This window comes from Nitratireductor sp. L15S-10 (assembly GCF_045011005.1).
Lineage (GTDB): Bacteria > Pseudomonadota > Alphaproteobacteria > Rhizobiales > Rhizobiaceae > Nitratireductor.
Genome location: NZ_CP120674.1, coordinates 2,034,743 through 2,058,839, shown reverse-complemented (window position 1 = coordinate 2,058,839; position 24,097 = coordinate 2,034,743). Strand labels below are relative to the sequence as shown.

General features: G+C 59.4%; 28 protein-coding genes. 1 reads left to right on the top strand and 27 read right to left on the bottom strand.

Going from position 1 to position 24,097, the window contains the following annotated elements:
- Positions 1–6: 6 nt before the first annotated feature.
- From rpmD to rpsL, 24 genes are all read right to left on the bottom strand, one after another.
- Positions 7–207, bottom strand: a complete 201-nt coding sequence (gene rpmD / locus P2W41_RS09850; RefSeq protein ID WP_007009532.1) for a 50S ribosomal protein L30 — start codon at positions 205–207, stop codon at positions 7–9.
- Between the two features lie 66 nt (positions 208–273).
- Positions 274–831 (bottom strand): 30S ribosomal protein S5, encoded by a 558-nt coding sequence (gene rpsE / locus P2W41_RS09845; RefSeq protein WP_292895753.1) that lies wholly within the window; start codon positions 829–831, stop codon positions 274–276.
- Between the two features lie 81 nt (positions 832–912).
- Positions 913–1,272: a 50S ribosomal protein L18 gene (gene rplR, locus P2W41_RS09840; RefSeq protein WP_007009530.1), complete on the bottom strand. Its 360-nt coding sequence runs from the start codon at positions 1,270–1,272 to the stop codon at positions 913–915.
- An 11-nt stretch (positions 1,273–1,283) separates the two neighbouring features.
- Positions 1,284–1,817: a 50S ribosomal protein L6 gene (gene rplF / locus P2W41_RS09835; protein ID WP_007009529.1), complete on the bottom strand. Its 534-nt coding sequence runs from the start codon at positions 1,815–1,817 to the stop codon at positions 1,284–1,286.
- 38 nt (positions 1,818–1,855) lie between these two features.
- The gene (gene rpsH, locus P2W41_RS09830) at positions 1,856–2,254 is read right to left on the bottom strand and encodes a 30S ribosomal protein S8 (RefSeq protein ID WP_229446819.1); all 399 of its coding nucleotides are present in this window, start codon (positions 2,252–2,254) and stop codon (positions 1,856–1,858) included.
- A 12-nt stretch (positions 2,255–2,266) separates the two neighbouring features.
- Entirely contained in the window at positions 2,267–2,572 is a 306-nt protein-coding gene (rpsN, locus tag P2W41_RS09825) for a 30S ribosomal protein S14 (RefSeq protein ID WP_007009526.1), read from the bottom strand.
- Positions 2,573–2,599: 27 nt separating this feature from the next.
- The gene (gene rplE, locus P2W41_RS09820; protein ID WP_065815256.1) at positions 2,600–3,157 is read right to left on the bottom strand and encodes a 50S ribosomal protein L5; all 558 of its coding nucleotides are present in this window, start codon (positions 3,155–3,157) and stop codon (positions 2,600–2,602) included.
- On the bottom strand, positions 3,150–3,464 hold the full coding sequence (rplX, locus tag P2W41_RS09815) for a 50S ribosomal protein L24 (protein ID WP_007009524.1): 315 nt from the start codon (positions 3,462–3,464) through the stop codon (positions 3,150–3,152). The genes rplE and rplX overlap by 8 nt, the downstream gene beginning before the upstream one ends.
- 12 nt (positions 3,465–3,476) lie before the next feature.
- On the bottom strand, positions 3,477–3,845 hold the full coding sequence (rplN, locus tag P2W41_RS09810) for a 50S ribosomal protein L14 (protein WP_007009523.1): 369 nt from the start codon (positions 3,843–3,845) through the stop codon (positions 3,477–3,479).
- Positions 3,846–3,910: 65 nt separating this feature from the next.
- Positions 3,911–4,153 carry a 30S ribosomal protein S17 gene (gene rpsQ, locus P2W41_RS09805; RefSeq protein ID WP_223020755.1) on the bottom strand — a complete coding sequence of 81 codons (243 nt, stop codon included), beginning with the start codon at positions 4,151–4,153 and terminating at the stop codon, positions 3,911–3,913.
- 11 nt (positions 4,154–4,164) lie between these two features.
- Positions 4,165–4,365: a 50S ribosomal protein L29 gene (gene rpmC, locus P2W41_RS09800; RefSeq protein WP_007009521.1), complete on the bottom strand. Its 201-nt coding sequence runs from the start codon at positions 4,363–4,365 to the stop codon at positions 4,165–4,167.
- A gap of 14 nt (positions 4,366–4,379) precedes the next feature.
- On the bottom strand, positions 4,380–4,793 hold the full coding sequence (rplP, locus tag P2W41_RS09795) for a 50S ribosomal protein L16 (RefSeq protein ID WP_007009520.1): 414 nt from the start codon (positions 4,791–4,793) through the stop codon (positions 4,380–4,382).
- Positions 4,794–4,813: 20 nt separating this feature from the next.
- Positions 4,814–5,521: a 30S ribosomal protein S3 gene (gene rpsC / locus P2W41_RS09790; protein ID WP_223020757.1), complete on the bottom strand. Its 708-nt coding sequence runs from the start codon at positions 5,519–5,521 to the stop codon at positions 4,814–4,816.
- Positions 5,521–5,910, bottom strand: coding sequence for a 50S ribosomal protein L22 (gene rplV / locus P2W41_RS09785; protein ID WP_007009518.1), 390 nt, complete (start codon positions 5,908–5,910; stop codon positions 5,521–5,523). The genes rpsC and rplV overlap by 1 nt, the downstream gene beginning before the upstream one ends.
- Before the next feature lie 2 nt (positions 5,911–5,912).
- A complete protein-coding gene (gene rpsS / locus P2W41_RS09780; protein WP_009452531.1) occupies positions 5,913–6,191 on the bottom strand; it encodes a 30S ribosomal protein S19 in 279 nt (92 codons plus the stop codon).
- A 16-nt stretch (positions 6,192–6,207) separates the two neighbouring features.
- The gene (gene rplB / locus P2W41_RS09775; RefSeq protein WP_292895762.1) at positions 6,208–7,044 is read right to left on the bottom strand and encodes a 50S ribosomal protein L2; all 837 of its coding nucleotides are present in this window, start codon (positions 7,042–7,044) and stop codon (positions 6,208–6,210) included.
- A 21-nt stretch (positions 7,045–7,065) separates the two neighbouring features.
- Complete coding sequence (locus P2W41_RS09770; RefSeq protein WP_007009515.1) at positions 7,066–7,359, bottom strand: 50S ribosomal protein L23; 294 nt, start codon at positions 7,357–7,359, stop codon at positions 7,066–7,068.
- Positions 7,356–7,976, bottom strand: a complete 621-nt coding sequence (gene rplD / locus P2W41_RS09765; RefSeq protein WP_229446814.1) for a 50S ribosomal protein L4 — start codon at positions 7,974–7,976, stop codon at positions 7,356–7,358. Before rplD ends, P2W41_RS09770 begins: the two co-directional genes overlap by 4 nt.
- Complete coding sequence (rplC, locus tag P2W41_RS09760) at positions 7,976–8,698, bottom strand: 50S ribosomal protein L3 (protein ID WP_007009512.1); 723 nt, start codon at positions 8,696–8,698, stop codon at positions 7,976–7,978. The genes rplD and rplC overlap by 1 nt, the downstream gene beginning before the upstream one ends.
- An 84-nt stretch (positions 8,699–8,782) precedes the next feature.
- Entirely contained in the window at positions 8,783–9,091 is a 309-nt protein-coding gene (rpsJ, locus tag P2W41_RS09755; RefSeq protein WP_007009511.1) for a 30S ribosomal protein S10, read from the bottom strand.
- Between the two features lie 61 nt (positions 9,092–9,152).
- Positions 9,153–10,328, bottom strand: coding sequence for an elongation factor Tu (tuf, locus tag P2W41_RS09750; RefSeq protein ID WP_292895767.1), 1,176 nt, complete (start codon positions 10,326–10,328; stop codon positions 9,153–9,155).
- Positions 10,329–10,403: 75 nt separating this feature from the next.
- On the bottom strand, positions 10,404–12,494 hold the full coding sequence (gene fusA, locus P2W41_RS09745; RefSeq protein ID WP_292895769.1) for an elongation factor G: 2,091 nt from the start codon (positions 12,492–12,494) through the stop codon (positions 10,404–10,406).
- Positions 12,495–12,521: 27 nt separating this feature from the next.
- On the bottom strand, positions 12,522–12,992 hold the full coding sequence (rpsG, locus tag P2W41_RS09740) for a 30S ribosomal protein S7 (RefSeq protein WP_229450910.1): 471 nt from the start codon (positions 12,990–12,992) through the stop codon (positions 12,522–12,524).
- 60 nt (positions 12,993–13,052) lie between these two features.
- Positions 13,053–13,424: a 30S ribosomal protein S12 gene (gene rpsL / locus P2W41_RS09735; protein ID WP_292895774.1), complete on the bottom strand. Its 372-nt coding sequence runs from the start codon at positions 13,422–13,424 to the stop codon at positions 13,053–13,055.
- A 464-nt stretch (positions 13,425–13,888) separates the two neighbouring features.
- On the opposite strand from rpsL, the gene P2W41_RS09730 reads away from it, so the two are divergent.
- Entirely contained in the window at positions 13,889–14,170 is a 282-nt protein-coding gene (locus P2W41_RS09730; RefSeq protein ID WP_292895776.1) for a transcriptional regulator, read from the top strand.
- 122 nt (positions 14,171–14,292) lie between these two features.
- Here the strand turns inward: P2W41_RS09730 and P2W41_RS09725 are convergent, their stop codons facing one another.
- The 3 genes from P2W41_RS09725 to rpoB form a co-directional block, all read right to left on the bottom strand.
- Positions 14,293–15,390, bottom strand: coding sequence for an esterase-like activity of phytase family protein (locus tag P2W41_RS09725; RefSeq protein WP_404933034.1), 1,098 nt, complete (start codon positions 15,388–15,390; stop codon positions 14,293–14,295).
- A gap of 147 nt (positions 15,391–15,537) precedes the next feature.
- On the bottom strand, positions 15,538–19,737 hold the full coding sequence (gene rpoC, locus P2W41_RS09720) for a DNA-directed RNA polymerase subunit beta' (RefSeq protein WP_292895780.1): 4,200 nt from the start codon (positions 19,735–19,737) through the stop codon (positions 15,538–15,540).
- A 151-nt stretch (positions 19,738–19,888) separates the two neighbouring features.
- Positions 19,889–24,028 carry a DNA-directed RNA polymerase subunit beta gene (gene rpoB, locus P2W41_RS09715; RefSeq protein ID WP_404933033.1) on the bottom strand — a complete coding sequence of 1,380 codons (4,140 nt, stop codon included), beginning with the start codon at positions 24,026–24,028 and terminating at the stop codon, positions 19,889–19,891.
- Positions 24,029–24,097 lie beyond the last annotated feature (69 nt).

Here is a 24,097-nt window from a genome sequence, read left to right as displayed (position 1 = left end):
GGATCCTCAGGCCTCGTCCACGACGCGGACGAGATGCTGCACCGACGCGATCATACCGCGCACGGACGGTGTGTCCTCGAGCGTGGAACGGCGGTGCATCTTGTTCAAACCAAGGCCGATCAGCGTCTGACGCTGGCTGGCCGGGCGGCGAATCGGGCTGCCGATCTGTTCAACGGTGACCGTCTTGCCCTTCTTCTTCTCTGCCATTTTCATCAATCCTTGCAAACCTGGCGATCAAAGCCCGTCAGTAAACGGGCCGACCTGCCGTGATCCTTATTCCTCGCTGCCTGCAGCAGCGCCGCGGCGCTGCTGGAGCGTGGAATATTTAATGCCGCGCTGGGCAGCAACGTCCTTGGGATGCAACTGATGCTTCAGGGCATCGAAAGTGGCACGAACCATGTTGTAGGGGTTCGAGGAACCGAGCGATTTGGCCACCACGTCCTGAACGCCGAGGGTCTCGAACACAGCACGCATCGGACCACCGGCGATGATGCCGGTACCGGGCTTGGCGGCACGCAGGAGAACACGACCGGCGCCATGACGGCCCGAAACATCGTGATGCAGCGTACGGCCCCCGCGCAGCGGAACGAAAACCATGTCGCGCTTGGCACTTTCGGTCGCCTTGCGGATGGCCTCCGGCACCTCACGGGCCTTGCCATGACCGAAGCCGACGCGGCCCTTCTGGTCGCCGACCACGACGAGTGCGGCGAAACCGAAACGACGGCCGCCCTTCACCACCTTGGCGACGCGATTGATATGTACAAGCTTGTCGACGAATTCGCTATCGCGCTCTTCGCGGTCGCGACGATCGTCCCTACGTCCTTGTGCCATTGCCCTTTTCCTTGTTCTTTTCCGGAAGCACGGGGTTGAAAATGATAATCCGGGCGCTCCGTTTAGAAGCGCCCGAACAGTTTAGAACTTCAGACCACCCTCACGGGCGGCATCGGCAAGAGCCTTGACGCGACCGTGGAAGAGGTAAGGACCGCGGTCAAAGACCACTTCCTCTACGCCTGCCTTCTTGGCCCGCTCTGCAACCAGCTTGCCAACGGCTGCAGCAGCAGCGGAATCGGCGCCGGTCTTGATCTGGCCTTTGAGATCCTTGTCGAGGGTCGAAGCAGCCGCGAGCGTATGGCCCTTGGCGTCGTCGATAACCTGAACGTAGATGTTCTTGGAGGAACGGTAGACCGAAAGACGGGGCTGGCCATTGGAGACTGCCTTGATCTTCCGGCGAACACGTCCCGCACGCCGCTTGACGGAGACTTTCGAGACCATGGTTCGAGTTCCTACTTCTTCTTGCCTTCTTTGCGAACGATCGTCTCGTCCGCATATTTGACGCCCTTGCCCTTATACGGCTCGGGGCCACGCTTCTTGCGAATCTCGGCCGCAACCTGACCAACGACCTGCTTGTCGATGCCTGCGATCACGATCTCGGTGGGCTTCGGACAGCTGATGCTGATTCCTTCCGGAGCCTCGTAAATCACTTCGTGGCTGTAGCCAAGCGAAAGCTGCAGGTTTTTTCCCTGCATCGCGGCACGATAACCAACGCCGTTGATCTCAAGACGCTTTTCGAAACCATCCTTCACACCCTGAAGGATGTTTGCGATCTGCGTGCGCGACATACCCCATTTGGAGCGCGCGTCCTTGGACTGGTCGCGCGGGTCGACAGCGATCGCGTCATTCTCGAGCTTCACCAGAACCTCGTCGTTGACGACGAACTTCAGTTCACCCTTCGGCCCCTTCGCCGTCACGGTCTGGCCCTCGACCTGAGCGGTGACGCCCTGCGGAACCGGGACCGGCTTTTTGCCAATGCGAGACATTTGTCTGCCCTCGTTCTTTGCGTGTGCCTGCTGCCGGATCAGAAGATCTGGCAGAGCACCTCGCCGCCCACATTCTGTTCGCGCGCCTCATGATCGGCCATCACGCCCTTGGGCGTCGAAAGGATGGCGATACCAAGACCATTGGCGACCTGCGGGATGGATTTCACCGACACATACACGCGACGGCCCGGCTTCGAAACACGCGCAATCTCGCGGATCACGGAGCCACCTTCGGCGTATTTGAGTTCGATTTCGATCTCGGACTTGCCATTGTCGTAGTCGACCTGGCTGTAGTCGCGGATATACCCTTCGGCCTTGAGAACATCGAGCACACGGGCGCGCAGACGCGAAGCCGGGGTAGAAACCTTCGGCTTGTTACGGCCGATGGCGTTGCGGATACGGGTCAGCATATCGCCGAGCGGATCATTCACGGACATCGTTCTTACCCCTTACCAGCTCGACTTGACCAGGCCCGGGATCAACCCGTTATTGCCCAGTTCACGCAATGCAACACGCGACATCTTCAGCTTGCGATAATACGCACGCGGACGTCCGGTCACATCGCAGCGGTTGCGAATGCGAGTCTTGGACGAGTTGCGCGGGAGAGCAGCAAGCTTGAGCTGCGCCTGGAAGCGCTCCTCGATGGGCTTGGACTGATCCTTGACGATCGCCTTCAGCTCTGCGCGCTTGGCAGCGTAGCGATCGACCATCTTGCGTCGACGCTTGTTCTTTTCGACTGCGCTGACTTTTGCCATTTAAAGTGTCCTTCTTCTCGCCTGCCGTTACTGCCGGAACGGGAAGTTAAAGGCCTTGAGCAAGGCCCGCGCTTCGTCGTCGGTTTTTGCAGTCGTACAAACGATGATGTCCATTCCCCAGATCTGATCTACCTGATCGTAATTGATCTCGGGGAACACGATATGCTCCTTCAGGCCCATGGCGAAGTTGCCACGTCCGTCAAAGCTCTTCGGGTTCAGACCGCGGAAATCGCGGACGCGCGGTAGCGCGATCGTCACGAGGCGGTCCAGAAATTCATACATACGGTCCTTGCGGAGCGTCACCTTGGCGCCGAGCGGCATGCCCTCACGCACCTTGAAGCCGGCAATCGACTTCGAAGCACGCGTGATGACCGGCTTCTGACCGGCGATCTTGGCGAGATCCTCAGCAGCCGAGGTCGGCTTTTTGGAATCGCCCGTCGCCTCACCAACACCCATGTTGATGACGATCTTGTCGATGCGCGGCACCTGCATCTCATTGTCGTACTTGAAAGTATCGAGGAGTTCCTTGCGGATCACCTCATCATACTTCTTCTTCCAGCGCGGCTGGTACTGAGCATTAGCCATCGATCAATTCTCCAGAGCGCTTCGCCACGCGCACCTTCTTGCCGTCTTCCTGGACCTTGAAGCCAACGCGGGTCGGCTTGCCATCCTTCGGGTCGGCCAGCGCCAGGTTCGACAGGTGGATTGGCGCTTCCTTCGTAATGATACCGCCCTCTGCCTGGGCGGACTGCTTCTGATGGCGGCGAACCAGGTTGACACCGCGCACGAGCGCCTTGTCTTCCTTTGGCATCACCTTCACCACTTCGCCGGTACGGCCCTTGTCCTTGCCGGCGAGAACGACGACATTGTCGCCTTTTTTAATCTTCTGCATATCCCCGGCCTCCTAGAGCACTTCCGGCGCGAGTGAAATGATTTTCATGTGGTTTTTGGCGCGAAGCTCGCGCGGAACCGGTCCGAAAATACGCGTGCCAACGGGCTCTTTCTTGTTGTCGACGAGAACGGCTGCGTTCTTGTCGAAACGGATGACGCTGCCGTCAGCGCGGCGAATATCCTTCGCCGTACGCACAACAACCGCCTTCATCACGTCGCCCTTCTTCACGCGGCCGCGCGGGATCGCCTCTTTCACGGAGACGACAATGATGTCGCCCACGGAGGCATACTTCCGCTTCGAACCGCCAAGCACCTTGATGCACATGACACGACGGGCGCCGGAATTATCCGCCACATCGAGGTTTGTTTGCATCTGAATCATGACTGGCCGCCTTCTCGTTCAATGGAAAGCGGTTCAGATACTCCGCTTTCCGGCAATTTCAATGTTTATTGTGCCTGGGCGTCTTTAAGGACGACCCAATTCTTGTCCTTCGAAATCGGCGCGGTCTCCTGAATCATGACCACATCGCCGACCTTGCACGCATTCTCTTCGTCATGCGCCTTGTACTTCTTGGACATACGCACCGTCTTTTTCATCATCGGATGGGTAAAGCGACGCTCGACGCGGACGACAACAGTCTTGTCGTTCTTGTCGCTCACCACGGTGCCCTGCAAAACGCGCTTTGGCATGTTCGCTGTCCTCAGGCCTTGCTGCCGGCCGACTTCTCGGCCGCGATTGTCTTGATGCGCGCAATATCCCTACGGATTTCTTTCACGCGCGCGGTTTTTTCGAGCTGTCCGGTCGCTTTCTGGAAGCGGAGGTTGAACTGCTCTTTCTTGAGTTTTGTCAGCTCGTCGGTGAGCTGGTCCGGCGTCATCGCCCTGACATCAACAGCCTTCATAGCGTTCGCCTTTCCTACTCTGCAATACGCTGCACGAAGCGCGTCTTGACCGGCAGCTTTGCAGCGCCCAGACGCAGCGCCTCACGCGCAATGTCTGCACCAACGCCATCGATCTCAAACATGACGCGGCCGGGCTTAACACGGCAGGCCCAATAGTCAACGGAGCCTTTGCCCTTACCCATACGAACCTCGGTCGGTTTCGAAGTGACCGGGAGGTCCGGGAAAATGCGGATCCAGACGCGACCCTGACGCTTCATGTAGCGGGTGATCGCGCGGCGGGCCGCTTCAATCTGGCGCGCGGTAACGCGCTCCGGCTCGAGAGCCTTCAGACCGAAGGACCCGAAGTTGAGTTCCGTGCCGCCCTTGGCAGCGCCGTGGATACGGCCCTTGAACTGCTTGCGGAACTTTGTGCGCTTTGGTTGCAGCATCGTTCTCTACTCCAAAATTCCTAAGCGTTCTCGCGACGCCGGTTGCTGCTACCGCCCTGGTCACCCTCGGTGGCACGGCGTTCGGAAGCCATCGGGTCATGCTCGAGGATCTCGCCTTTGAACACCCAGACTTTCACACCGCAAATGCCATAAGCGGTCTTTGCTTCGGCCGTGCCGTAGTCGACATCGGCGCGCAGCGTGTGCAGCGGAACACGGCCCTCGCGGTACCATTCCATACGGGCGATTTCCGCACCGCCGAGACGACCCGCACAATTGATGCGGATACCCTCGGCACCGAGACGCATGGCCGACTGAACGGCACGCTTCATGGCGCGGCGGAACGCGACGCGGCGCTCCAACTGCTGAGCGATCGACTGAGCGATCAGTGTGGCATCGATCTCCGGCTTGCGGACCTCGACGATGTTCAGATGCGTTTCCGCATTCGTCATCTGCGAGACCTTGCGGCGCAGCTTCTCGATGTCCGCACCCTTCTTGCCGATGATAAGGCCCGGACGCGCAGAGTGAATGGTCACGCGGCACTTCTTGTGGGGACGCTCGATCACGACCTTCGAGATGGCAGCCTGCTTGAGCTCCTTCTCGATATAGTTACGGATCTTGAAATCCTCGTGCAGAAGATCGCCGTATTCGCCATCATTGGCGTACCAACGAGAGTCCCACGTGCGGTTGATACCGAGACGGAACCCGATCGGATTAATTTTCTGACCCATCAGGCGGCCTCCACTTTCTCTTCCACTTCACGCACGACAATCGTCAGATGCGAAAATGGCTTCTCGATGCGGCTGGCGCGGCCACGGCCACGCGCATGGAACCGCTTCATCACGATCGACTTGCCGACATGGGCTTCGGCCACGACCAGCGCATCCACGTCCAGGTCGTGATTGTTTTCCGCATTCGCAATTGCCGATTCCAGCGTCTTCTTGACAGTCTCGGCGATCCGCTTGCGCGAAAACTCCAGGTCGGCGAGCGCGGTCGCCACCTTCTTGCCGCGGATCATCGCAGCAACGAGGTTCAGCTTCTGCGGGCTGACGCGGATCGTGCGCAATACGGCACGGGCCTCATTGTCAGCAAGCCTGCGCGGCGCTTTGGCCTTGCCCATTGTTATTTCCTCTTTGCCTTCTTGTCCGCCCCATGGCCGTAATAGGTGCGGGTCGGAGCAAATTCACCAAACTTGTGACCGACCATCTCCTCGGAGACGGAAACGGGAATGTGTTTCTGGCCGTTGTAAACACCGAAGGTCAAACCCACGAACTGGGGCAGAATGGTGGAGCGACGGCTCCACATCTTGATGACCTCGTTACGGCCGCTATCGCGCACCTTCTCGGCCTTCTTCAGAAGATAGCCGTCGACGAAGGGGCCTTTCCAGACTGAACGGGACACTTGCCGCTACCTTTCCTTAGCTCTTGCGCTTGTGGCGCGAGCGCATGATGAACTTGTCGGTCGACTTGTTCGACCGGGTCTTCATGCCCTTTGTGGGTTTGCCCCAGGGCGACACAGGGTGACGGCCACCGGAGGTACGGCCCTCACCACCACCATGGGGGTGATCGACCGGGTTCATGACGACACCGCGGTTGTGCGGGCGTTTGCCCATCCAGCGCTTACGACCGGCCTTGCCCAGGCTGACATTGCCATGGTCCGGGTTGGACACGGCGCCGACGGTTGCAAAGCAGCGACCAGAGACCAGGCGTTGTTCGCCCGAATTAAGGCGAAGGATCGCCATGCCCTGATCACGACCGACGAGCTGAACATAAGCGCCGGCAGAGCGTGCGATCTGTCCGCCCTTTTCGGGCTTCATCTCGACGTTGTGCACGATCGTGCCGATCGGCATTGCCGAAAGAGGCATCGCATTGCCCGGCTTTACGTCGACCGCCTTGTCGCTGGCGATGATCTTGTCGCCGGCAGCCAGGCGCTGCGGAGCCAGAATATAAGACAGCTCGCCATCTTCGTAACGCACCAGCGCGATGAACGCGGTACGGTTCGGATCGTACTCGATACGCTCCACCGTCGCCGAGATATCAAGCTTGCGACGCTTGAAGTCGATCAGACGATAAGTGCGCTTGTGACCGCCGCCCTGGAAACGAGCGGTGATGCGACCCGTGTTGTTGCGGCCGCCCTTGCCCGTCAGACCCTGGGTCAGGCCCTTCACGGGCTTGCCCTTGTGAAGGCCGGAGCGGTCAACGATGACCAGCTGGCGCTGGCCTGGGGTTACCGGTTTAAACTTCTTCAGTGCCATTGTCTCTTCCTCGCCGCCCGATTAGAGGCCAGTCGCGATGTCGATGGAATGACCTTCGGCCAGCGTGACGATCGCTTTCTTCACGTCGCTCTGGCGGCCAATCGTTCCGCGAAAACGCTTCACCTTGCCCTTGCGAACAAGCGTGTTGACACCGGTCACCTTGACGCCGAAGAGCGCCTCGACAGCAGCCTTAATTTCCGGCTTCGTCGCCTTGCGGTCCACATTGAAGACCACCTGGTTGTTTTCCGACGCCATTGTCGATTTCTCGGTGATCGCCGGGCTGACGATCACGTCATAGTGGCGAAGCTCCGTCATTTGAAACGCTCCTCAAGGGCCTCGACGGCGGCCTTGGAAAGGACCAGCGTGCCGCGGCGCAGAATGTCGTAAACATTGATGCCCTGCACCGGCAGAACGTCGATGTTGGCGATGTTTTGAGCAGCACGCTTGAAGCCGGCATCGACTTCCGCGCCGCCGATCAGCAGAGCGTTGCTCAGGCCGAGCTTGGCGAAGCTCTCCACCAGGGACTTCGTCTTGCCGTCAGCGAGGGCCAGATCATCGATAATGATAAGGCTGGAGTCCTTCGCCTTGGCCGACAGAGCGTGCTTCAGACCGAGCGCACGGACCTTCTTGGGAAGATCGTGGCTATGGTCGCGAACGACCGGGCCATGAGCACGGCCACCGCCGCGGAACTGCGGTACACGAGCCGACGAGTGACGGGCGCGGCCCGTACCTTTCTGGCGGTACATCTTTGCACCGGTACGCGCAATCTCGGAGCGTCCCTTGGTCTTGTGCGTGCCCTGCTGCTTCTTGGCGAGCTGCCAGCGCACGACGCGGTGCAGGATATCTTCGCGGGGATCAAGTCCGAAAATCTCGTCGGAGATCTTCAGCTTACCGGCATCCTTGCCTGCGAGGGTCGTAACTTTAATGTCCATTATTCAGCCCCCTCAGTGGCGGCAGCTTCTTCAGCCTTTGCAGCGCCATTGCTACGGATAGCGGCCGGCATCGGCACGTTGTCTGGCAGCGGAGCCTTGACGGCGTCGCGCACTGTAATCCAGGCGCCCTTGGAACCGGGAACGGCACCGCGAACGAGGATAAGACCGCGCTCGGTATCCGTGGACACGATTTCCAGGTTCTGCGTGGTCACGCGGTGCGCGCCCATGTGTCCGGCCATCTTCTTGCCCTTGAACACCTTGCCGGGATCCTGGCGCTGACCGGTTGAACCATGCGAGCGGTGCGAGACCGAGTTACCATGGGTTGCACGGCCGCCACCGAAATTGTGACGCTTCATGACACCCTGGAAGCCCTTACCGATCGAGGTGCCCGTCACATCGACCTTCTGGCCGGGGACGAAATGCTCGACCGTGATCTCTGCGCCGACATCCAGAAGGTTGTCGGGCGACACACGAAATTCGGCCACCTTGGCCTTCGGCTCGACGGAAGCGGTCGCGAAATGGCCGCGCAACGCTTTCGACGTGTTCTTCACCTTGGCCAGTCCAACGCCAAGCTGAACAGCCGTGTAGCCGTTCTTCTCCTCGGTACGCTGCGCAACGACCTGACAGTTCTCCATGCGCAGAACCGTCACGGGCACATGCTCGCCCGCTTCGTTGTAGACGCGTGTCATACCGATCTTTTGTGCGATAACACCTGAACGCATCGGTTCGATTTCCTTTCGGGGTTCCCAGCCCCTCACCCGTTTTCACGGTCAGAGGCTCGGGTTCCTGACTTTTTGTCTTGCGCCCTAGAGCTTGATCTCGACATCCACACCAGCAGCGAGGTCGAGCTTCATCAGCGCGTCGACCGTCTGCGGCGTCGGATCGACAATATCGAGCAGCCGCTTGTGGGTGCGCATCTCGAACTGCTCGCGGCTCTTCTTGTCGATATGAGGAGACCGGTTAACAGTAAACTTCTCGATGCGCGTGGGCAGCGGCACCGGGCCGCGCACGTTCGCGCCCGTGCGTTTTGCCGTAGACACGATTTCCCGCGTCGAGGCATCAAGAACGCGATGATCAAACGCCTTGAGGCGGATACGGATATTCTGTCCGTTCATGTGTCACTTCCTTGTTCCGCTGCGACGCGGGTAACCGCGCCGCGCCGGAAGGTTGCCGTTCTTACTCAGTGATCGATGCGACGATGCCGGCACCGACGGTGCGGCCGCCTTCACGGATAGCGAAGCGCAGCTTCTCTTCCATGGCGATCGGCACGATCAGCTCGACGTCGACCGTCACATTGTCGCCCGGCATCACCATTTCCGTGCCTTCCGGAAGGTGAACGATGCCCGTCACGTCCGTCGTACGGAAGTAGAACTGCGGGCGGTAGTTCGTGAAGAACGGCGTATGACGGCCGCCCTCTTCCTTCGTCAGGATGTAGGCTTCTGCCTTGAACTTCGTGTGCGGCGTCACCGAACCGGGCTTGGCCAGAACCTGACCGCGCTCAACGCCCTCACGCTCGACACCGCGCAGAAGCGCACCGATGTTGTCGCCGGCCTGACCCTGGTCGAGAAGCTTGCGGAACATCTCAACGCCCGTGCAGGTCGTCTTCGTCGTCGGACGGATGCCGACGATCTCGATTTCCTCGCCGACCTTGATGATGCCGCGCTCGACGCGACCCGTAACAACCGTGCCGCGGCCCGAAATCGAGAACACGTCCTCGATCGGCATCAGGAACGGCTGGTCAACCGGACGCTCGGGCGTCGGAATGTAGGCGTCAACCTCGGCCATCAGCTTGCGGATCGCGTCCTCGCCGATCTCCTTGTTGGAGTCTTCAAGAGCAGCAAGCGCCGAACCCTTCACGATCGGAATGTCGTCGCCCGGGAAATCGTAGGACGAAAGAAGCTCGCGAACCTCAAGCTCAACAAGCTCCAGAAGCTCTTCATCGTCAACCTGGTCCACCTTGTTCAGGAAAACCACGATCGCCGGAACGCCAACCTGGCGGGCAAGAAGAATGTGCTCGCGCGTCTGCGGCATCGGGCCATCGGCAGCCGAAACAACCAGGATCGCGCCGTCCATCTGAGCCGCACCCGTGATCATGTTCTTCACATAGTCGGCGTGGCCGGGGCAGTCCACGTGCGCGTAGTGACGCGCATCCGTCTCATACTCCACATGCGCCGTCGAAATCGTGATCCCGCGCGCCTTCTCTTCCGGTGCGCCATCAATCTGGTCATAGGCGCGGAACTCGCCGAAATACTTCGTGATCGCTGCCGTCAATGACGTCTTGCCGTGGTCAACGTGACCAATCGTGCCGATGTTCACATGCGGCTTCGTACGCTCAAATTTACCTTTGGCCATGTGAGCTCTCCATTCCTTGTGCCCGTTCGGGCTCTTTCAACTGTCGATAATCCGTAACGAACGTGTCTGAGCGGATTACGCGTATTTCTTCTGGATCTCCTGCGCCACCGCGCTGGGAACCGGCTCGTAGTGATCGAACTGCATCGTGTACTGGGCGCGGCCCTGAGACATCGAACGCAGCGTATCGACGTATTTGAACATGTTGGCCAGCGGCACCATGGCGTTGATAACCGTGGCGATACCGCGTGCTTCCTGGCCCTGAATCTGGCCACGACGCCCGTTCAGGTCACCAATGATGCTGCCCACATACTCTTCCGGCGTCACGACTTCGACCTTCATGATCGGCTCGAGCAGCTGAGCGCCAGCTTTCTGGGCGCCTTCACGGAATGCCGCGCGAGCGGCGATTTCGAAGGCGAGAACCGAGGAGTCAACGTCGTGATAGGCACCATCGATCAGCGTGGCTTTCACGCCGAGCATCGGGAAGCCTGCAACCGGACCGGAAGAAAGAACGCTCTCGATGCCCTTCTGGACGCCGGGAATGTATTCCTTCGGGACCGAACCGCCGACGATCTTGGATTCGAACTCGAATTCCTCGCTCTCGGTGTTCGGCGCGAACACGATCTTGACGCGGGCGAACTGACCCGAACCACCGGACTGCTTCTTGTGCGTGTAGTCGATTTCGGCTTCGCGGGTGATCGTCTCGCGGTATGCAACCTGCGGAGCGCCCACATTGGCCTCAACCTTGAATTCACGCTTCAGGCGGTCGACGATGATGTCGAGGTGAAGCTCGCCCATGCCGGCGATAATGGTCTGACCGGATTCCTCGTCGGACTTGACGCGGAAGGACGGATCCTCGGCTGCCAGACGATTGAGCGCGAGGCCCATCTTTTCCTGGTCGCCCTTGGTCTTCGGCTCGATGGCGATCTGGATCACCGGATCGGGGAACTCCATGCGCTCGAGAATGACCGGCTTGGTCGGATCGCAAAGCGTGTCGCCCGTCGTGGTCTCCTTGAGGCCGGCCAGGGCGACGATGTCGCCTGCGTAAGCCACTTCGAGATCGGAACGCGAATTGGAATGCATCTGCAGCATACGGCCAATACGCTCGCGCTTGTCCTTCACCGTGTTGGCGAGTGACGCACCCTTGTTCAGCACACCCGAATAGATGCGGCAGAAGGTGAGCGAGCCAACGAACGGATCGTTCATGATCTTGAAGGCCAGCATGGAGACAGGCTCTTCGTCAGACGACTTGCGAGCAATCTCTGCTTCGGTCTTGGGGTCGATGCCCTTGATCGACGGTACGTCCATCGGAGACGGCAGGAAGTCGACGACGGCGTCGAGCAGCGGCTGCACACCCTTGTTCTTGAAGGCAGAGCCACAGAACATCGGGAAGAACTTGACCTCGATCGTGCCCTTGCGGATCAGCTTGCGGATCTCGTCATTCGACGGCATCTCGCCTTCGAGGTAACGCTCCATCGCGGCTTCGTCCATCTCGACAGCCGCCTCGATGAGAGCCTCGCGATACTCCTCCGCCTTCTCCTGAAGATCGGCAGGAATGTCGACCACGTCCCAGGCAGCGCCGAGGTTTTCGGACTGCCAGACAAGCGCCTTCATCTCGATGAGGTCCACGACACCGGCAAAATCGTTCTCGGCGCCAATCGGGAGCTGCATCACGACAGCCTGCGCACCAAGACGGGTCTTGACCATCTCCGCCGAACGGTAGAAGTCGGCGCCGATCTTGTCCATCTTGTTACAGAAGATCATGCGCGGCACGCGATACTTGTCAGCCTGACGCCAAACGGTTTCCGTCTGCGGCTCCACACCGGCATTTGCATCGAGCAGCGCAACGGCGCCGTCGAGAACGCGCAGCGAACGCTCAACCTCAATGGTGAAGTCGACGTGCCCGGGCGTGTCGATGATATTGAAGCGGCGCTTCTTGCCGTCACGGCCTTCCCAGAAGGTGGTCGTGGCAGCAGACGTGATCGTAATCCCGCGCTCCTGCTCCTGCTCCATCCAGTCCATCGTCGCAGCGCCGTCATGCACTTCGCCGATCTTGTGAGACTTGCCGGTGTAGAAAAGAATGCGCTCGGTCGTCGTCGTCTTGCCGGCGTCGATATGCGCCATGATACCGAAGTTGCGGTAGTCTTCGAGCTTATATTCGCGGGACATCGTCGTGTACCTCTTCGATCCGTAAGGCTACCAGCGGTAGTGCGAGAACGCGCGGTTGGCTTCAGCCATCTTGTGCGTGTCTTCGCGCTTCTTGACGGCAGTGCCGCGATTGTTGGCTGCATCGAGCAACTCGCCGGAAAGGCGATCGACCATGGTCGTCTCGTTGCGCTTGCGTGCCGCAGAAATCAGCCAGCGGATGGCCAGCGCCTGACGACGCTCGGGACGAACATCGACCGGCACCTGGTAGGTCGCACCACCAACACGGCGCGAGCGAACCTCAACGTGCGGAGCAACATTCTCCAGCGCCTGGTGGAACACACCCACAGGCTCCTGCTTCAGCTTCTCTTCCACCTGCTCGAATGCACCGTAAACGATACGCTCGGCAGCGGATTTTTTACCATCAAGCATGATGGCATTCATGAATTTCGTAACAACCGTGTCACCGAATTTCGGATCGGGGTTGATCTCTCGCTTTTCTGCGCGATGGCGTCGGGACATGTTTTTCGTCTCTTACCTTCGAAGGCCCGGCTCAAAAACAAAGCGCCGAAGCCGGGAAACCTACTTCGGACGCTTGGCGCCGTATTTGGAACGACGCTGCTTGCGGTTCTTGACACCCTGCGTGTCGAGCACACCACGGATAATGTGGTAGCGCACACCCGGAAGGTCCTTCACACGGCCGCCGCGGATCATCACCACGGAGTGCTCCTGAAGATTATGCCCCTCACCCGGGATATAACCGATGACCTCAAACCCGTTGGCGAGGCGGATCTTTGCCACCTTACGCATAGCCGAGTTCGGCTTCTTCGGCGTCGTTGTGTAAACGCGCGTACAAACGCCCCGCTTCTGCGGGTTGGCCTGCATGGCCGGAACCTTATTGCGCTTAACCGGCGCAACGCGCGGCTTGCGGATCAACTGGTTAACGGTAGGCATCAAACCTTCCCTTGTTACAATTCCGTGTCTCAAGCCCGAGGGCCGCTTCAAGAACAGTCTGCGTTCATGCATAAATCCGGGCTGCAAACCGCATCAACGGTCTTGCCCGGACATACAGCAGAGGAAGCGTTTCCGCTTCATGCGCCGCAAATTCTGTCGCTCGCAAAAACGAACCCTGTTTGAGACCTGATCCAGGGCGCGTCGCCCCGAAAGAAAAAGCCTCACATCGGCTCGGACGAAGCGGGTATTACTCGCATGTCGGTTAACCGTCAACCCCACCCGCCCAAATATCTGGCGCACAGACGTGCATTGAAGCACTTGCTTGTCACGACGACAGATTATTGCTCCATCAGGCCGGTTTTCGAAGCGAAACCACACCATGCCTCTGTCATTCTAACAGGCTCCGTGCGAAAAACAGGCTCGCAACCGGGGCCCACGCTGCCCTGCAAGAATCAGGAAAGACTATGGACGAATCTGAAGAGCGGGCAGTCACCATCATCACCGGTCGTGTCTGGCGCGAGAAGGGCGAGGAAAGCGAAGGCGTTCACATCATGCTGCTTGCTCCCGATGACGATACCGCGGTGCGACTCGCGCTGGAAGCCCTCGCTCGCGAAGGCTATGCGGAAGCTGAGCTTGATCGCATCGGTGACATGGAAGGCGAGCCCGACGAGGAGCCACATCTCTCAGCCTGGCAGGGGGCGCTTGAAGGCGAAATCGCGATCGTTACGTTTGACGAACCAATTTAGGTGCTTGCAGTCGGGTGTGATCGCATGACAGCCAAAGGCGTAGGAAAGCAGTTGCCGCGTTGAAGCAGCACCCGAAAAGGCCCGGCTCATGCCCGGGCCTTTTCGGCAGGCAAAGCTTTATTTCAGTTTAGCCCCGGCTCCAGCGTAAACACGACAAACTGCGTGAACTGTCCGTTGGGATTGAAGTTGTTGTCGGAGGCCATCACGAGGGTCTGTTTGCCGCCAACCTCCGGCCCCTCGGTGATCGCTTCGATATTGTCCACGTCGAGACCGAAATCCCCTTCGCCGATCGTCAGGACATGCGTCTTCCTGAGTGTCGCAACGTCAACATCAAGGTCGGCAATTCTTTCTGCGCCGAGAATGTCGCTCGCACCCGCCGTCTCCACAAGATAAAGATTGATTTCGTTACCTGCCCCCAGCGCAAAGGAACGCTCGACCGCAAGAAACCGGCCGGCGTCGATCTCCAGGATCTCCGTCAGGCCGTTGTCGTTGTAGTAGGGCTCCGTGTCCGACTTCCGGTGGATCGGGCCGGTTTCGTAGACATACTCGGCGACCGGTTCCCCGCTTTCCACGTCAAAACCCAGGATGCGCGACAGGCTTCCCGCTTCAGGCGTCGCCTTTGGCCCGTCCTGTGCAAGCGCATTTTCGGTCGCCACCCAGGCAGTCTTTCCGTCGACGGAAAGCGCCAGCCCTTCAAATGCCAGATTGTTGCGGATGCCGCGTTCACCGGCAGCATCCGGCAGGTATGCTCCAGGGATCGTAAAGCTGCGCTTGAACGCGCCGTCCGCTCTGGCTTCGTAGAGCGCCGGATTGCCCGCGGCGTCGCGCTCGCTCGACCAGAACACGCTCTGCCGCGTACCGTCGAAGCGGATCGCTTCCGGATCGATGGTCTTGGGTGCGAACGGCGCGCCATCCTCTCCCTGGAGCACATGGCTCGAGATAATGTCCGCCCCCTTCACGCCGTCTTCCTCGATCAGAAGCTTCAGCCGATAGAAACGCGCCGGTGCTTTCTCCGACCGGTCATCAGAAATCGCATAAAACACCTCCGTCTCCGCATCGTAATCGAGACCCGATATGCCACCGAATTCGATGCCGGAAATCATGAGGCCGCTGGGAAGGACGATTTCGCCGAGAAAGGCTGGCTTTATCACGGCGTCTGCGTGGGCGAGAGACTGCGCCAAAATGGACATTGTTGCAGCGAAAACTAGCTTCCTGAACATGAGATCTTCTCCATAAACCGGGCGAAAGGGGCGCCCGGGGGTCTCATGATCCGGTTGGGTAACAGGCACGCGACAACGCCGGTGGATCGACCAAAGAAAAGCCGGGCACAGGGCCCGGCTTTGCATTTTTGAGATGAGCGCTGCCGATTACTCGGCGGGGCTCGTCGTCATGTCGGCGATCATAGGATCGGCTATTTCGGCACCGGAGCTCTTGCGTCGCTCGTCCAGGATCAGATCGTCGCGCGAACGTGCGATGCGGCGAACCTGGCTCATGGCGCCACCCGTACCGGCCGGGATAAGGCGACCCACGATGACGTTTTCCTTCAGGCCCTGCAGCGTGTCGATCTTGCCGGCTACAGCCGCCTCGGTCAGCACGCGGGTGGTCTCCTGGAAGGAGGCCGCGGAAATGAAGGACGGCGTCTGCAGAGATGCCTTGGTGATGCCGAGCAGAACCGGCTGACCTTCGGCTGGCTTCTTGCCCTCTTCCACCAGGCGCTCGTTGATCTCCTCGAACTCGACCGAGTCAACATGGTCGCCCGGAATATAGGTCGAATCGCCCTGTGTCGTAATCTCGACCTTCTGCAGCATCTGGCGAACGATCACCTCGATGTGCTTGTCGTTGATCAACACGCCCTGCAAACGATAGACCTCCTGGATTTCGTTGACCAGGTAAGAAGCCAGAGCCTCCACGCCCTTGATCGCCAGAATGTCATGCGGTGCCGGATTACCGTCGAGGATGAAATCGCCCTTTTCGATCTGGTCACCATCCTGGAGATGGAACGGCTTGCCCTTGGGAATGAGATATTCCGCGGGCTCCAGTGTCGAGTCATGCGGCTCGATGACGATACGGCGCTTGTTCTTGTAGTCCCTACCGAAACGGATCGTGCCATCGATCTCGGCAATGATGGCGTGATCCTTCGGACGACGCGCCTCGAACAGCTCTGCCACACGCGGCAGACCACCGGTAATGTCCTTGGTGCGCGCGCTCTCGGTCGGAATACGGGCAATCACGTCGCCCGGCTTGACCTTGGAGCCCGGCTCAACGGACAGAACCGTTTCAACCGACATAAGGAAGCGTGCATCGCCACCACGGGCGAGCTTTGCCACCTTGCCCTTGGAATCGAGCACCGTCAGCGCCGGCTTCAGGTCCGCACCGCGCGGCGTCGACCGCCAATCGATGACCTCGCGCTTGGTGATACCGGTCGACTCATCGGCTGTTTCCTGAACGGAAACGCCATCCACCAGATCCTCGAACGCCACGGTGCCTTCCACTTCGGTGAGCATCGGACGGGTGTAAGGATCCCACTCGGCGATGCGCTGACCGCGCTTGACCTTGTCGCCCTCGTCGATGAAGAGCCGCGAACCGTAGGTAAGGCGGTGGCTTGCACGCTCCTCGCCGTTCTCGTCAAGGATCAGAACCGCCATGTTGCGGCCCATCACGATGAGATCGCCTTCAGAGTTGCGCACCACATTGCGGTTGCGGATCTTGACGGTGCCCTCAAAGGACGCCTCCAGGAACGACTGGTCAACCACCTGCGCCGTTCCGCCCATGTGGAAGGTACGCATGGTGAGCTGGGTGCCCGGTTCGCCGATGGACTGGGCCGCAATAACGCCGACCGCCTCACCGATGTTGACCGGCGTGCCGCGCGCCAGATCGCGCCCATAACAAACCGCACATACGCCGCTGCGAACCTCACAGGTAAGCGCGGAGCGGATACGCACCGTCTGGATGCCCGCTTTCTCGATCGCTTCAACATCGCGTTCATCGATCAGGCGCCCTGCCGAAACGATGACTTCATCGGTAGCCGGATTGATGATGTCGTCGAGAGCCGTACGGCCAAGGACACGCTGACCGATGGAGGCAACCACCTGCCCTGCGTCCACGATGGGCTGCATGGTCAGGCCCTTCTCGGTGCCGCAATCAGGCACGGTGACAATGCAGTCCTGTGCAACATCGACGAGACGACGAGTCAGGTAGCCCGAGTTTGCTGTCTTCAAGGCAGTGTCGGCCAGACCCTTACGGGCGCCGTGGGTGGAGTTGAAGTACTCCATCACGGTCAGGCCTTCCTTGAAGTTCGAGATGATCGGCGTCTCGATGATGGAGCCATCCGGTCGGGCCATGAGGCCACGCATACCGGCAAGCTGACGCATCTGCGCCGGCGAACCGCGGGCACCGGAGTGCGACATCATGTAAACCGAGTTCATCGGCTTCTGGCGGCCGTCTTCATTGAACTCGACTGCCTTGATGCGCTTCATCATCTCGTCGGCGACCTTCTCCGAGCACTTGGCCCAGGCGTCGACGACCTTGTTGTACTTCTCGCCCTGCGTGATCAGGCCGTCATTGTACTGCTGCTCATATTCCTTGGCGAGCGCCTCGGTCTCGGCCACCAGCTTTTCCTTGGTGTCCGGAATGACCATGTCGTCCTTGCCGAAGGAAATACCTGCGCGGCAGGCATGGCTAAAGCCGAGCTGCATCACGCGGTCACAGAAGATGACTGTCTCTTTCTGACCGCAGTGACGATAGACCGTGTCGATCATCTTGGAGATGTTCTTCTTGGTCAGTTCCTGATTGCAGATGTCGAAGGGCACGTTGTGGTTCTTCGGCAGAAGCTCGCCAACAATCATGCGTCCGGGCGTCGTCTCATGGATCTGCGAGACGGGATTGCCATCCGCATCGACGGTCTTAAACCGCCCCTTGATCTTGGTGTGCAGCGTGACGACCTTGTTCTCCAGAGCATGGTGCAGTTCGCCCATGTCGGCAAAGACCATGCCCTCACCCGGCTCGTTCTGGTTCATGATGGACAGATAGTAGAGTCCGAGAACCATGTCCTGCGACGGCACGATGATCGGTGCGCCGGAGGCCGGGTGCAGGATGTTGTTGGTCGACATCATGAGCACACGCGCTTCAAGCTGGGCTTCCAGCGAAAGCGGCACGTGAACAGCCATCTGATCACCGTCGAAGTCGGCGTTGAATGCCGTGCAGACCAGCGGGTGAAGCTGGATCGCCTTGCCTTCGATCAGCACGGGCTCGAACGCCTGGATGCCCAGACGGTGCAGCGTCGGCGCGCGGTTCAGAAGAACGGGATGCTCGCGGATAACCTCATCGAGGATATCCCACACCTCTGGCTTTTCCTTCTCGACCAGCTTCTTCGCCTGCTTGACGGTGGACGAGTAGCCTTTTGCATCAAGACGCGCATAGATAAACGGCTTGAAGAGCTCAAGCGCCATCTTCTTCGGCAGGCCGCACTGGTGCAGCTTGAGCTCGGGTCCGGTCACGATCACCGAACGGCCAGAGTAATCGACGCGCTTGCCGAGCAGGTTCTGACGGAACCGGCCCTGCTTGCCCTTCAACATGTCGGAGAGCGACTTCAGCGGACGCTTGTTGGCACCGGTGATAACGCGCCCACGGCGACCGTTGTCGAACAGTGCGTCGACGGCCTCCTGAAGCATGCGCTTCTCGTTGCGAATGATGATGCCCGGCGCGCGCAGCTCGATAAGGCGCTTCAGACGGTTGTTTCGGTTGATCACACGACGATAAAGGTCGTTGAGATCGGAGGTCGCGAAGCGGCCGCCATCCAGCGGCACCAGTGGACGCAGATCCGGCGGAATGACCGGGACGATCTTCATGATCATCCACTCAGGGCGATTACCGGACTCGAGGAAGTTCTCGACCACCTTGAGACGCTTCAGAAGCTTCTTCTGCTTCAGCTCGGATGTTGTGGATGCGAGCTCCGAACGCAGATCACCGGCGATCTTGTCGAGGTCCATCGATTCCAGAAGGTGATGAATAGCCTCGGCACCGATCATGGCGGTGAACTGGTCCTCGCCATACTCGTCAACCGCAATCAGATACTCTTCTTCGGAAAGGAGCTGGTTTTCCTTGAGCGCCGTCAGCCCCGGTTCGGTCACGATGTAGTTCTCGAAATAGAGAACGCGCTCGATGTCCTTCAGGGTCATGTCGAGCAGCGTGCCGATGCGCGAAGGCAGCGACTTCAGAAACCAGATATGAGCGACAGGTGCTGCCAGCTCGATATGGCCCATACGCTCGCGACGAACACGTGACAGCGTGACTTCCACGCCGCACTTCTCGCAGATGACGCCCTTGTACTTCATGCGCTTGTACTTGCCGCAGAGGCACTCATAGTCCTTGATGGGACCGAAGATGCGCGCGCAGAAGAGACCGTCACGCTCAGGCTTGAACGTACGATAGTTGATGGTCTCGGGCTTTTTGATCTCGCCATACGACCAGGACAGAATTTTCTCGGGGCTAGCCAGAGAAATCCTGATCGAGTCGAAAGTCTGTGCCGGCGCCTGAGGGTTGAAAAGATTCATGACCTCTTGGTTCATGCCGATCTCCTTTTCGGGACGCCTTGTCCCTTTTAAACTTCGGTGAAGACTGCCGCCGCGTGTCCCACCGGTTCAAATGCTTGGCCGCTAAGCTGCCTTGCGAACGACGATTGCGTGTCGCGAGAGTGTACCCCGCGACACGCGATAACGCTTATTCCGCAGCGTCGGGCAGTTGCTCTGTCTCGCCGGTGTCAATGCGGGAGTTTTCGAGCTCCACATTGAGACCAAGAGAGCGCATTTCCTTGACGAGAACATTGAAGCTCTCCGGAATGCCCGCCTCGAACGTATCGTCGCCGCGCACGATGGCTTCATAAACCTTGGTACGGCCCGCCACGTCATCCGACTTCACGGTCAGCATTTCCTGCAGCGTGTAGGCAGCGCCATAAGCTTCCAGCGCCCAGACCTCCATCTCACCGAAACGCTGTCCGCCGAACTGCGCCTTACCGCCCAGCGGCTGCTGGGTCACGAGCGAATACGGTCCAATCGAACGGGCGTGGATCTTGTCGTCCACCAGGTGGTGCAGCTTCAGCATGTAGATGTAGCCGACAGTGACCTGACGATCGAACGGCTCACCCGTACGCCCGTCGTAAAGTGTCACCTGCCCGCTCGTCTGCATGCCTGCCTGTTCCAGCATGATGTTGACGTCAGCCTCATGCGCGCCGTCGAAGACAGGCGTTGCGATGGACACGCCGCGACGCATCTGCTCGCCAAGGCGAACAATGCTCTCATCGTCGTACTGACGTACCGGCTCGTTACGGTCGTTGTCCGGAATGATCGACTCGATCGTCTGGCGCAGCGGCTTGATGTCTCCGCTCTCCTTATAACTGTCGATCAGATCTCCGATCTGCTGCCCCATGCCGGCACACGCCCAGCCCAGATGGGTCTCCAGAATCTGGCCGACGTTCATGCGGCTCGGCACACCCAGTGGGTTGAGCACGATATCCACATGCTGGCCATCTTCAAGAAACGGCATATCCTCGACCGGCACGATGCGCGAAACCACACCCTTGTTACCGTGACGGCCAGCCATCTTGTCGCCGGGCTGCATCTTGCGCTTCACGGCAACGAAGACCTTGACCATCTTCATGACGCCGGGCGGCATCTCGTCGCCGCGCTGCACCTTTTCGACCTTGTCCATGAAGCGCTGTTCAAGCGCCTTCTTCGACTCGTCATACTGGGCACGCATGGCTTCGAGAGCTTCCTGAAGCTTCTCGTCCTCGACAGCAAACTGCCACCACTGCGAACGCGGATACTCGTCCAGAACCTCGGCGGAAAGGGTCGCCCCCTTCTTGAAGCCTTTCGGCCCAGCGATCGCCTGCTTGCCCTCGAGCATTTCGGCGAGACGCGCATAGACGTTGCGATCCAGAATCGACTGCTCGTCGTCGCGGTCCTTGGCAAGGCGTTCGATTTCCTCGCGCTCGATGGCCATCGCACGCTCGTCCTTCTCGACGCCGTGACGGTTGAAGACGCGCACCTCGACGACCGTTCCGTACGTGCCGGGTGGCATGCGCATGGACGTGTCGCGAACATCCGAAGCCTTCTCACCGAAGATGGCGCGCAATAGCTTTTCTTCCGGCGTCATCGGGCTTTCGCCCTTCGGTGTGATCTTGCCAACCAGAATGTCGCCCGGCTGAACTTCGGCACCGATATAGGTGATGCCGGCTTCGTCGAGGTTCTTCAGCGCTTCTTCCGAAACGTTCGGAATGTCACGCGTGATTTCTTCCGGTCCAAGCTTCGTATCACGCGCCATCACCTCGAATTCCTCGATGTGAATGGAAGTGAAGACGTCATCGCGAACGATACGCTCGGACAGGAGGATGGAATCCTCGTAGTTGTAGCCGTTCCAGGGCATGAACGCGACGAGCACGTTCCGGCCAAGTGCGAGATCGCCCAGATCCGTAGAAGGACCGTCCGCGATGATATCGCCCTTGTTGACCCGGTCGCCCACGCGCACCAGCGGACGCTGGTTGACGCAGGTGTTCTGGTTCGAACGCTGGAACTTCATCAGGCGGTAGATGTCAACGCCCGAACGCGATGCGTCCACGTCTTCCGTCGCACGGATAACGATACGGGTCGCATCCACCTGATCGACGACACCGGTCCGGCGGGCAGCAATCGCAGCACCGGAATCGCGCGCAACGATCGGCTCCATGCCGGTGCCGACGAACGGCGCCTCGGCACGCACCAGAGGCACGGCCTGACGCTGCATGTTCGAACCCATGAGAGCGCGGTTGGCGTCGTCGTTTTCCAGGAACGGGATGAGTGCTGCCGCAACCGACACAAGCTGTTTCGGCGACACGTCCATCAGGTCGACATTCTCACGCGGTGCCATCATCACTTCGCCGGCATGGCGGCAGATAACGAACTCATCCGTGAAGCTGCCATCCTCGCCGATGGAAGCGTTGGCCTGAGCAACGTAGTGCTTGGCCTCTTCCATTGCGGACAGGTAGACAACGTCCTGGGTCACCTTGCCGTCGACAATCTTGCGATACGGGCTCTCGATGAAACCGTATTTGTTGACGCGGGCGAATGTGGCGAGCGAGTTGATCAGACCGATATTCGGGCCTTCCGGCGTCTCAATCGGGCAGATACGGCCATAGTGGGTCGGGTGCACGTCGCGCACCTCAAAGCCAGCACGCTCACGCGTCAGACCGCCCGGTCCAAGTGCCGAAAGACGACGCTTGTGGGTGATCTCTGACAGCGGGTTGGTCTGGTCCATGAACTGCGAGAGCTGCGAGGAACCGAAGAACTCGCGCACGGCGGCAGCAGCCGGCTTGGCGTTGATCAGGTCCTGCGGCATCACCGTGTCTATCTCGATCGAGGACATACGCTCCTTGATCGCACGCTCCATGCGCAGGAGGCCGACACGGTACTGGTTTTCCATCAGCTCGCCGACGGAACGCACACGGCGGTTGCCGAGATTGTCGATGTCGTCGATCTCGCCCTTGCCATCGCGCAGCTCGACAAGCGTCTTGACCACGGCAACGATGTCTTCCTTGCGCAGAACGCGCACGGTGTCTTCCGCGTCCAGTTCGAGACGCATGTTCATCTTGACGCGGCCAACGGCCGAAAGGTCGTAGCGCTCGGCATCGAAGAACAGCGAATGGAACATCGCTTCCGCCGTTTCGAGCGTGGGCGGCTCGCCCGGACGCATGACACGATAGATGTCGAACAGCGCATCCTGGCGGGACTCGTTCTTGTCGGCAGCAAGCGTGTTGCGGATGTAGCCGCCAACATTAACGTGGTCGATGTCGAGAAAATGCACTTCGGTCGCGCCCGTCTCGAGCAGAACCTTCAGCGTCTTCTCATCGATCTCGTCACCGGCCTCGAGGAAAATCTCGCCCGTTTCCGGATTGACGATGTCTTCCGCCAGATAATTGCCCAGCAGGTCGTCTTCCGTCGCACGAATGGCCTTCAGGCCCTTCTCGGCGAGCTGCTTTGCCTGACGCGCCGTGATCTTTTTGCCAGCCTCAACGACAACCTCGCCGCTGTCGGCGTCGATCAGGTCCGTCGTGGCTTTCAGACCCTTGAACCGATCAACCGAGTAGGGAACACGCCAATTGTCACCATCGCGCACATAGGTGAGCTGATCGTAGAAGGTGGACAGGATCTCTTCAGCATCCATGCCAAGCGCCATCAGAAGCGACGTCGCTGGCAGTTTGCGGCGGCGGTCGATGCGCGCATGGACAATGTCCTTGGCATCAAACTCGATGTCGAGCCAGGAACCGCGATACGGGATCACACGCGCGGCAAACAGAAGCTTGCCCGACGAATGCGACTTGCCTTTGTCGTGGTCGAAGAACACACCCGGCGAACGGTGCATCTGCGAGACGATAACGCGCTCGGTGCCATTGACGATAAAGGTGCCATTGGACGTCATGAGCGGCATATCGCCCATATAGACGTCCTGCTCCTTGATGTCCTTGATTGACTTGGCGCCGGTGTCCTCATCGACATCAAAGACGATCAGGCGCAACGTCACCTTGAGCGGCGCAGCGAAGGTCAGATCGCGCTGCCGGCACTCGTCAACATCGAACTTGGGATCCTCGAATTCGTACTTCACGAATTCAAGCATCGCCGTTCCGGCGAAGTCCGAAATCGGGAAAACCGACTTGAACACCGCCTGCAGCCCCTCGTCAGGACGCCCGCCCTCGGGCTCCTCGACCATCAGGAACTGGTCATAGGATGCCTTCTGAACCTCGATAAGGTTCGGCATCTCCGCAACTTCCGGAATCTTTCCGAAGAACTTGCGTACCCGCCTGCGACCATTAAACGTTTGGGTCTCGGCCATCGTCGCTCCTTGCCCTGCCTGGCTTGCATGCACCACGTGAACCGCCGTTCCGGCGGTCAATCCAAACGG

Coding starts and splice junctions, on each gene's coding strand:
- rplF (WP_007009529.1), bottom strand. CDS start 1,817: ATGTCTCGCATTGGCAAAAAGCCGGTCCCGGTTCCGCAGGGCGTCACC.
- rpsG (WP_229450910.1), bottom strand. CDS start 12,992: ATGTCCCGACGCCATCGCGCAGAAAAGCGAGAGATCAACCCCGATCCG.
- rpsJ (WP_007009511.1), bottom strand. CDS start 9,091: ATGAACGGACAGAATATCCGTATCCGCCTCAAGGCGTTTGATCATCGC.
- rplX (WP_007009524.1), bottom strand. CDS start 3,464: ATGCAGAAGATTAAAAAAGGCGACAATGTCGTCGTTCTCGCCGGCAAG.
- rpsQ (WP_223020755.1), bottom strand. CDS start 4,153: ATGCCAAAGCGCGTTTTGCAGGGCACCGTGGTGAGCGACAAGAACGAC.
- rpsL (WP_292895774.1), bottom strand. CDS start 13,424: ATGCCTACCGTTAACCAGTTGATCCGCAAGCCGCGCGTTGCGCCGGTT.
- rpoC (WP_292895780.1), bottom strand. CDS start 19,737: ATGAACCAAGAGGTCATGAATCTTTTCAACCCTCAGGCGCCGGCACAG.
- rpsN (WP_007009526.1), bottom strand. CDS start 2,572: ATGGCAAAAGTCAGCGCAGTCGAAAAGAACAAGCGTCGACGCAAGATG.
- fusA (WP_292895769.1), bottom strand. CDS start 12,494: ATGTCCCGCGAATATAAGCTCGAAGACTACCGCAACTTCGGTATCATG.
- rpsE (WP_292895753.1), bottom strand. CDS start 831: ATGGCACAAGGACGTAGGGACGATCGTCGCGACCGCGAAGAGCGCGAT.
- rplB (WP_292895762.1), bottom strand. CDS start 7,044: ATGGCACTGAAGAAGTTTAAACCGGTAACCCCAGGCCAGCGCCAGCTG.
- rplN (WP_007009523.1), bottom strand. CDS start 3,845: ATGATTCAGATGCAAACAAACCTCGATGTGGCGGATAATTCCGGCGCC.
- P2W41_RS09730 (WP_292895776.1), top strand. CDS start 13,889: ATGGACGAATCTGAAGAGCGGGCAGTCACCATCATCACCGGTCGTGTC.
- rplE (WP_065815256.1), bottom strand. CDS start 3,157: ATGGCTAATGCTCAGTACCAGCCGCGCTGGAAGAAGAAGTATGATGAG.
- rplV (WP_007009518.1), bottom strand. CDS start 5,910: ATGGGCAAGGCCAAAGCGCCGCGCAGGCTTGCTGACAATGAGGCCCGT.
- rplC (WP_007009512.1), bottom strand. CDS start 8,698: ATGCGTTCAGGTGTTATCGCACAAAAGATCGGTATGACACGCGTCTAC.
- rplP (WP_007009520.1), bottom strand. CDS start 4,793: ATGCTGCAACCAAAGCGCACAAAGTTCCGCAAGCAGTTCAAGGGCCGT.
- rpoB (WP_404933033.1), bottom strand. CDS start 24,028: ATGGCCGAGACCCAAACGTTTAATGGTCGCAGGCGGGTACGCAAGTTC.
- rpsC (WP_223020757.1), bottom strand. CDS start 5,521: ATGGGTCAGAAAATTAATCCGATCGGGTTCCGTCTCGGTATCAACCGC.
- P2W41_RS09770 (WP_007009515.1), bottom strand. CDS start 7,359: ATGACGGAGCTTCGCCACTATGACGTGATCGTCAGCCCGGCGATCACC.
- tuf (WP_292895767.1), bottom strand. CDS start 10,328: ATGGCCAAAGGTAAATTTGAGCGTACGAAGCCGCATGTGAACATCGGC.
- rpmC (WP_007009521.1), bottom strand. CDS start 4,365: ATGAAGGCTGTTGATGTCAGGGCGATGACGCCGGACCAGCTCACCGAC.
- rpmD (WP_007009532.1), bottom strand. CDS start 207: ATGGCAGAGAAGAAGAAGGGCAAGACGGTCACCGTTGAACAGATCGGC.
- rplD (WP_229446814.1), bottom strand. CDS start 7,976: ATGGACATTAAAGTTACGACCCTCGCAGGCAAGGATGCCGGTAAGCTG.
- rplR (WP_007009530.1), bottom strand. CDS start 1,272: ATGGTCTCGAAAGTCTCCGTCAAGCGGCGTGCGGGACGTGTTCGCCGG.
- rpsH (WP_229446819.1), bottom strand. CDS start 2,254: ATGTCCGTGAATGATCCGCTCGGCGATATGCTGACCCGTATCCGCAAC.
- P2W41_RS09725 (WP_404933034.1), bottom strand. CDS start 15,390: ATGTTCAGGAAGCTAGTTTTCGCTGCAACAATGTCCATTTTGGCGCAG.